The following is a 7,560-nucleotide window of genomic DNA, read 5'->3' as shown; positions in this document are numbered from 1 at the left end:
GAGAATCTTGCCACTGGCATCGGCAGCACAGATTTGGAAAACATCTTTTGCCAGATCAAGCCCAATTGTTGTAACCTTCATGGTGGACGCTCCTTCTCGTTGACGTGGGTTGTTAGACACACCCCACACTTTGGCACATCGATGCCGGTAAGAGGCGGGGGCGTCCATCCCATTGAGCGCAGCATGGCAATCCATCTGGTTCGGAATGGCCACGTCGCTGCGCTGACCGCAAAGACGAAGCGGCAGGCAGCGTCGCTAACGCTCTTTGCGCAAGAAGAAATGCTGCACTGCGGCGCTGGCGCGCTCACGGCTATGGCTGTCGCCACCGCGCAGTTCTGCCATGGCACCGTGCAGAATTTTTTGTGTCAGGCCTTTGCTGAGGGCTTCCAGCACAGTCTCCACGTCTTCGCCTTTGGCCAGCAGTTTGCGGGCGCGTGCGATCTCGTTGACGCGCCATTCATCGGCTTGGGAGTTGAGTTGCTGGATCAACGGCACCGTGCTGCGCTGCTCGATCCAGTGCAGGAAGCTTTGCACCCCGGCATCCACAATGGCTTCGGCTTGGGCTACGGCAGCTTGCCGATTGGCTTGGGCAGTTTGCACCACACTGGCCAAGTCATCCACAGTGTAGAGGTAGACATCCTCCAGTGCCTTGACCTCGATCTCAATGTCACGCGGCACGGCCAGATCAACCATGAACATGGGGCGATGGCGACGGCGTTTGAGCGCGCGTTCGACGGAACCCAGGCCAATCAGTGGCAGCGTGCTGGCCGTACAACTGATGACCGCGTCAAATTCATGCAAGCGCTCGGGCAGGTCGGCCAAACGCATCACCTCCGCGCCAAATTTGTTTGCCAGCTCTTCCCCGCGCGACAAGGTGCGGTTGGCTATGGCGATGCTTTTGGGATTTTTGGCTGCAAAGTGAGTGGCGCACAGGTCGATCATCTCGCCCGCACCCACAAACAAAACTCTGACCTCGCACAAATCTTCAAAAAGTTGTCCGGCCAGGCGCACGGCGGCAGCGGCCATGCTGATCGAGTGGGCACCGATTTCGGTCGAGGTGCGCACCTCTTTGGCTACCGCAAATGAGCGCTGAAAGAGTTGACTGAGCGTGGTGCCCAGGGCGCCAGCCGCCTCGGCAGCGCGCACGGCGTCCTTGATCTGGCCCAGAATCTGCGGCTCGCCCAGGACCATTGAATCAAGCCCGCTGGCGACCCGAAAGGCGTGGCGCGCCGCCAGGCCGTCGTTAAGGGTGTAGGAGTGGGCGCGCAGCAGTTCGGCAGGAACACCGCCACATTGCGCCAGCCAGGTCAGGGTGGGTTCCAGCTGGGATTGCTCACCCGCACAATAGATCTCGGTACGGTTGCAAGTCGAGATCAAGGCGGCCTCTGGCACGCGTGTCAGTGCACCGCGCAAGGCATGCAAAGTGGGTTCGACCTGGTCGATGGCGAAGGCAAACCGACCGCGCAGATCAAGCGGTGCGGTGGTGTGATTGATGCCTAATGCCCAGACTGCCATGCGTGGATTATAAAATCAGCCGCCATGTGCTTTGACCTGTATCATTTTTTCTTTTCCCCCGGGGTTCGCTGATGGGCATACTGGCGCTGTTGAACCACGTTGTCAATTTTGCCGCACCTGCCTTGTGGCTGGCGTTGTTGCTGCCTTGGGCGGTCCGATTCCTGCCAGGTAAAAAAGCCCCCGTTTTTTCACTGCCTGCACAGTTTGCGCGCATTTTTTTGGCAGGTTTGGTGGTGCTGGCGCTTGGCTTGGCGCTACTGGGTCAGGATGGCAAGATGATGACTTATCTGGCATTGGTGGTCACTGCCGCCAGCGCCCAGTGGTTCATGCGCAAGGGTTGACGGGGCTGAACAAATCCACCCGGTCGGTAATGATGCCATCGAGCCCCAGGTCCAGCAGGCGCCGGGCCGTGGCTTCATCGTTGACGGTGTAACTCAGGGTTTTGAAGCCGGCGCTTTGGGCCTGCGTCATGCTGACCTGATCCCACAAGATGTGGTCGCAGATAATGGCGACACAGCCCAGGTTTTGCGCGGTTTCCAGCCAGCCGGGCCACAGCGCATCGAGCAGCAGGCCGCGCGGTAAATCGGGCTGCGCGGCCCTGGCAGCTTCCAGTGCCGGCACCTGAAATGACGTCAGCAGCGGTGGCACGCTGGCGTTTTGCCACAGGCAAGCGGCATGGTTGGCAACCTTTTCACCGGTCTGGCGCTCCAGGCCGGGTGTCGGTTTGATCTCGATGTTTAAAAAATAAGCATTGCGCAAGCAGTAGCGGGCAATGGCTTCCAGGGTGGGCAATGGCTCACCGGCAAAGTTGCGTGAATGCCAGCTGCCGGCATCAAGCTGGGCCAGCGTTTCCCAGGGATGGTCGCCACCAGTGGCACTGCTGTCTGGCCCCAGCTTGTCCGCGGCGTTGGTGGTGCGCGTCAGGGTGTCATCGTGCATTAAAAAAGGCACACCGTCGCTGCTCAGTTTGACATCGCACTCGAACATGCGATAGCCATGGCTGGCCCCCAGCCGAAAAGCAGCCAGCGTGTTTTCAGGCGCCAGTTTGCCGGCGCCCCGGTGCGCGATCCAGCGTGGGTAGGGCCAAGGGGCTTGCGGCATGGTTTATTTTTCCTGTGCTTCGCGGCGCAGGGCAGGAAACAGGATGACGTCACGGATGCTGCTGCTGTCGGTCAGCAGCATCATCAGCCGGTCCAGCCCGACGCCGCAGCCGCCGGTGGGCGGCATGCCGTACTCCAGGGCGCGAATGAAGTCGTGGTCGTAATACATGGCTTCGTCGTCGCCATCGTCCTTGGCGGCCACCTGGGCTTGAAAGCGGGCGGCTTGTTCTTCGGCGTCGTTCAATTCGCTGAATCCGTTGCCAAACTCGCGCCCGGTGATGTAGAGTTCAAAGCGTTCGGTGACCTCCGGGCGGGTGTCATTGGCGCGCGCCAGCGGTGAGATTTCGGTGGGGTGCTCCATGATGAAGGTTGGCTGCCAGAGTTTTTCTTCCACAGTCTCTTCAAAGTACAGCACCTGCAGGCTGGGCAGGCTGCGGGTAGAAATGTGATGCTTGGCTTCGGTGATGCCCAATTTGGGCAGCATGGAGCGCAGCCAAGCCGCGCTGTCTACCTTCAAACCAGAGCCATCGTCCAGCATCTGACCTGCTTCGGTGTACTTGCAAATCGCCTCGTGGATGGTCAGACGCTCAAAGGGCTGTTCAAGATCGACAGCCTTGCCGCCGTAGCTGAGCTGCAACGTGCCCGTTGCGCGCTGGGCGGCGTCGCGAATCAGCGCTTCGGTAAAGGTCATCAGGTCCTGGTAGTCCCAGTAGGCTGCATAGAACTCCATCATGGTGAATTCAGGGTTGTGCCGCACGCTGATGCCTTCGTTGCGGAAGCTGCGGTTGATCTCGAAGACGCGGTCGAAGCCGCCCACGATCAGGCGCTTGAGGTAGAGCTCGGGCGCAATGCGCAAGAACATCTGCTGGTCCAGCGCATTGTGGTGCGTGGTGAACGGCTTGGCGTTGGCGCCGCCCGGGATCGGGTGCAGCATGGGTGTTTCAACTTCCAGAAAGTTGTGTGCCACCATGAATTCGCGAATGCCGCTGACGGCTTTGCTGCGCGCCATAAAACGCTTGCGGGTGTCCTCGTCGGTGATCATGTCGACGTAGCGCTGGCGGTATTTAAGCTCCTGGTCGGCCATGCCATGAAACTTGTCGGGCAAGGGGCGCAGGCTTTTGGTCAGCAGACGGATGCTGCTGGCGTGAATGGAGAGCTCACCCGTCTTGGTTTTGAAGACCAGGCCTTCTGCCGCGACGATGTCGCCCAAGTCCCAATGCTTGAAAGCGGCGTACACATCCGCGCCCACGTCTTCACCCTTGATGTAGATCTGGATGCGCCCGGTACTGTCTTGCAGCGTGGCAAAGCTGGCCTTGCCCATGACACGCTTGAGCATCATGCGCCCTGCCACTTTGGCCTTTGCGCCTTGTTCAATCAAGCCCTCGGGCGTTTGTCCGGCGTGCGCGGCAAACAGCTCGGCGGCATGGTCGGCGGGCTTGAAGTCGTTCGGGAAGGCAACGCCTTTGCCCTCGGCCTGAGCCAGGCGCAAGGCCTTAAGTTTTTCGCGCCGCTCCAATATCAACTGGTTTTCATCCTGCAGGACTGGCGGGTGTGTGGGAGCGGTGGTGTGGTCAGACATGTGGGCAATCCGTAAAAGCTGCATTCAATCCATCAAGTGGGCAGCAGGGCAATATGTGGTTTTGACAGAACTCAGGATTTTAAGAGCTAGTGCGCCTGTCGTTATCATTGCCGCTGCTTCTCAACCCTGCATTGGTGCCATGCTTTATCAGATTATTTCCTTGTTGCTAGAGGTTGTCGTTGGCATTGTGAGTGGTGCCTGCCTGCTGCGCCTTTACATGCAGTTCCTGCGCATCCCCATGTCGGCACGCTCGGGCAACCCCTTGGGGCGCTTTGTGTTTGCGCTGACCGACTGGATTGTGCTGCCGCTGCGGCGCGTGTTGCCGGCGCTTGGTGTGCTTGACACGGCCAGTCTGGTGGCGGCCTTTTTGCTGCAGTTGGCCCAATTTGCCATTCTGTGGCTGGTGGCCGGCGCTGGCGGCGGATTTTTTGCGGTGCCAGTGCTGGCGCTGTTTGGCTTGCTGCGCATGGCTATTTCCGGCTTGACCGTGATCGTGATTGTTTATGCGGTTCTGTCCTGGGCGCCCACGCGGTCGGTCATCAGCGGGGTGATGGAGCGTCTGGTAGAGCCCCTGTTGCGACCCATTCGTCGTGTCGTGCCCCTGGTGGGTGGCATTGATCTGTCGCCCTTGGTGCTGCTTGTGGTCTTGCAAGTGGCTGCCATTGTGCTGGGAAACTTGCAGGCAGCTGCTTTGCAGATGGCTTGAGCGACGCCGCTGCAATACTACGCAGTGCGCTGCTTATGGCGCATGAAAAAGCCCGCTGACTTTTCAATCAGCGGGCTTGGATCATTGCCTGTTTTAATTAGCGGTCGTTTTTGGCAAAACGTTTTTGCGCGTCACGCGGCACAAACACCTTGCCACCGCCAGCAGGTTTGGAAAACGCGGGCTTGCCAAAGGCAGGCTTGCGGGCAGCAAAATCACCACGGGGCGCTGCACCGGTGTTGCGGTCGCCAGCAAAGCGGTCGTTGAAACCACCCTTGCGTTCGTAGTTGAAGCCTTCACGTGGCGCACTTTCACGAGGTGCAAAAGAGCGCTCTTCACGGCCGGCGAAACCACCCCCGTTGTTGTTCTGGAAGTTGCCTGCGCCAACCATACGCGGGCCGCTGGGGTTTCGGTCGGCAAAGCCACCGCGAGGCGCGTCAAAGTTGCCACGCGGCGCATCAAAACCACCGCTGCGGCCGCCGCCGCCAAATTTGCGGTCGCGGCTGTTGAAGTCGCCACCGCCACGGTTGTCGCGTCCGCCAAAGCTGCTGGGGCGTGACTCGGGGATGCGCTGCTTGGGTTCCAGACCCGGCACAACTTCAGCCTTGATCGGCTGGCGGTTGAACGATTCAATGTCAAAAATCTTGCGGCGATCACGCAACTCGGCAAACGTTACGGCCAAGCCATCGCGGCCAGCGCGACCGGTGCGGCCAATGCGGTGGGTGTAGTCTTCGGCCTTCATCGGTAAGCCAAAGTTGAACACGTGCGTGACCGTGGGCACGTCGATGCCGCGGGCAGCCACATCGGTCGCCACCAGAATTTGCACCTGGCCCTGGCGCAGCGCCATCAGACGGCGGTTGCGCAAGCCCTGGCTCAAAGCACCGTGCAGGGCGACGGCGTCAAAGCCATCTTGTTGCAGGTCGTTGGCCAAACCATCGCATTCAATTTGCGTGCTGGCAAAAACGATGGCCTGGTTGATCGTGGTGTCGCGCAGCCAGTGGTCGAGCAATTTGCGTTTGTGCTGGGCGTTGTCGGCCCAGAACAGCACTTGCTTGATGTTGGCGTGTTTTTCTTGCGGGCTGTCGATGGTGATGCGCTGTGGCTCGCGCATGACACGGGAAGCCAGTTGCTGGATGCGCGGCGCAAAGGTGGCGCTGAACATCATGGTCTGCTTGCGGTCAATGGTGAGCTGGTTGATTTCAGCCAGATCATCCGAGAAGCCCAGGTCGAGCATGCGGTCGGCTTCGTCGACGACCAAAAACTGCACCTGGTCGAGCTTGATTTGCATCGAGCGCTGCAGATCCAGCAGACGGCCCGGCGTGGCCACGACCAGATTGGCATTCTGCAACTTGGCAATCTGCAACTGGTAAGGCATGCCGCCGACGATGTTGGCGACGCGCAGACCACGGCAATGTTGCACCAGGTCAATCGCATCGTGCGCGACTTGCTGGGCCAGTTCGCGGGTCGGGCAGACGATCAAGGCGCCCGGGGTGGGGGCGCTGAAATGGCGCGGGTTGGTGGGGTCCTTGCGCTTGGCGCGCTTCGGGGCTGCCTCGCCTTTGGCGGCGGCTTCGGCCACCGCCTGTTCGTAATCCTCGCGAGATTTTGCCTCGGCCTGTTCCTGCTGCTTCAGCAAGGTGTGCAGCACGGGCAACAGGAAAGCGGCGGTTTTGCCACTGCCGGTCTGGCTGGAGACCATCAGGTCGATGAAGCGGGCACTGTTGCCGTCATCACTGACGCCCTGCATGGCCAGCGGAATGGTTTTGAGCTGAACCGTGGTGGGCTGGGTAAAGCCCAGGTCTTTCACGGCCTGGATCAGCTCCGGGGCCAGGCCAAGGGTGACAAAACCATTGGGAATCTCTTCTGCCGCCGGGCTTGCAGCCTCTGGTGCGTCATGTGGCAACAAGTTGATCTCGTTGGAAATAATTTCGGCAGACGAAAATTCGCCCGCCGCTAAAGTAGCGTCAGTCATGGAATGTCCTCAAAACGAAGAGCGCCGCAAGGTGTGCGGCTGCTCCGTTCATGGTTAAAAAACATCAACCATCAAACGGAACCGGCTCAGACTCAGCAAAGTGAGTGCGTCTGGATGCTGGGGGTCTTTTTGAGGCAGGTTGCGAATCAACCTGGCTGCAGACCCAGTGAATGTTGGGAGATGTACAAAATACGCTGTGATTTCAGCGAAGCCACAAATTATGCCACAGATTCGGGTTTCTACTGAGTTGCCTTCTGTTTTTTCTCAGGTTGGCAATTTCAGAAAGTGCGTGCGGTAGTGTTCCAGTTCGTCAATGGACTCATGCACGTCGGCCAATGCAGTGTGCCGCTGTTTCTTTTTAAAACTCTTGTAGACCCCCGGTGCCCAGCGCTTGGAGAGTTCCTTGAGCGTGCTCACGTCGAGGTTGCGGTAGTGAAAAAAAGCTTCAAGCTTAGGCATGTACTTGGCCAGAAAACGCCGGTCTTGGCCGATGCTGTTGCCGCACATGGGGGCGCCGCTCTTGGGCACGTAATGGCTTAAAAACTGGAGCAGTATTTTCTCGGCTTCTTCTTCCCCCACTGTTGAGACCTTGACCTTGTCAATCAGGCCACTTTTGCCGTGCGTACTCTTGTTCCATTTGTCCATCTGGTCGAGCAGCGCGTCGCTTTGGTGGATCACCAGCACCGGGCCT

At 59.2% G+C, this 7,560-nt stretch carries 7 protein-coding genes; 2 read left to right on the top strand and 5 right to left on the bottom strand.

Features of this window, described 5'->3' with window-relative positions:
* Positions 1-255 precede the first annotated feature (255 nt).
* Positions 256-1,515 carry a glutamyl-tRNA reductase gene (gene hemA, locus NDI87_RS15235; RefSeq protein ID WP_296276296.1) on the bottom strand — a complete coding sequence of 420 codons (1,260 nt, stop codon included), beginning with the start codon at positions 1,513-1,515 and terminating at the stop codon, positions 256-258.
* A gap of 71 nt (positions 1,516-1,586) precedes the next feature.
* Between hemA and NDI87_RS15230 the strand changes: the two genes are divergently transcribed.
* The gene (locus NDI87_RS15230; protein WP_296276295.1) at positions 1,587-1,856 is read left to right on the top strand and encodes a hypothetical protein; all 270 of its coding nucleotides are present in this window, start codon (positions 1,587-1,589) and stop codon (positions 1,854-1,856) included.
* On the opposite strand, the gene ugpQ is transcribed toward NDI87_RS15230, so the two are convergent.
* Together ugpQ and lysS are read right to left on the bottom strand one after the other, a co-directional pair.
* Positions 1,840-2,616: a glycerophosphodiester phosphodiesterase gene (gene ugpQ, locus NDI87_RS15225; protein WP_296276294.1), complete on the bottom strand. Its 777-nt coding sequence runs from the start codon at positions 2,614-2,616 to the stop codon at positions 1,840-1,842. The two genes, NDI87_RS15230 and ugpQ, sit on opposite strands and share 17 nt — an antisense overlap.
* A 3-nt stretch (positions 2,617-2,619) precedes the next feature.
* The gene (lysS, locus tag NDI87_RS15220; protein WP_296276293.1) at positions 2,620-4,194 is read right to left on the bottom strand and encodes a lysine--tRNA ligase; all 1,575 of its coding nucleotides are present in this window, start codon (positions 4,192-4,194) and stop codon (positions 2,620-2,622) included.
* 139 nt (positions 4,195-4,333) lie between these two features.
* Here lysS and NDI87_RS15215 point away from each other — a divergent pair, with 139 nt between their 5' ends.
* Complete coding sequence (locus tag NDI87_RS15215) at positions 4,334-4,900, top strand: YggT family protein (protein ID WP_296276292.1); 567 nt, start codon at positions 4,334-4,336, stop codon at positions 4,898-4,900.
* Positions 4,901-4,997: 97 nt separating this feature from the next.
* Here the strand turns inward: NDI87_RS15215 and NDI87_RS15210 are convergent, their stop codons facing one another.
* Both NDI87_RS15210 and orn read right to left on the bottom strand, forming a co-directional pair.
* Positions 4,998-6,869 (bottom strand): DEAD/DEAH box helicase, encoded by a 1,872-nt coding sequence (locus NDI87_RS15210; RefSeq protein ID WP_296276291.1) that lies wholly within the window; start codon positions 6,867-6,869, stop codon positions 4,998-5,000.
* Between the two features lie 264 nt (positions 6,870-7,133).
* A partial coding sequence (gene orn / locus NDI87_RS15205; RefSeq protein WP_296276290.1) for an oligoribonuclease occupies positions 7,134-7,560 on the bottom strand: 427 nt, incomplete at its 5' end.

Origin of the sequence: Rhodoferax sp., from assembly GCF_023701345.1 — a bacterium.
Lineage (GTDB): Bacteria > Pseudomonadota > Gammaproteobacteria > Burkholderiales > Burkholderiaceae_C > Rhodoferax.
This window is presented reverse-complemented; position numbering and strand designations above follow the sequence as displayed.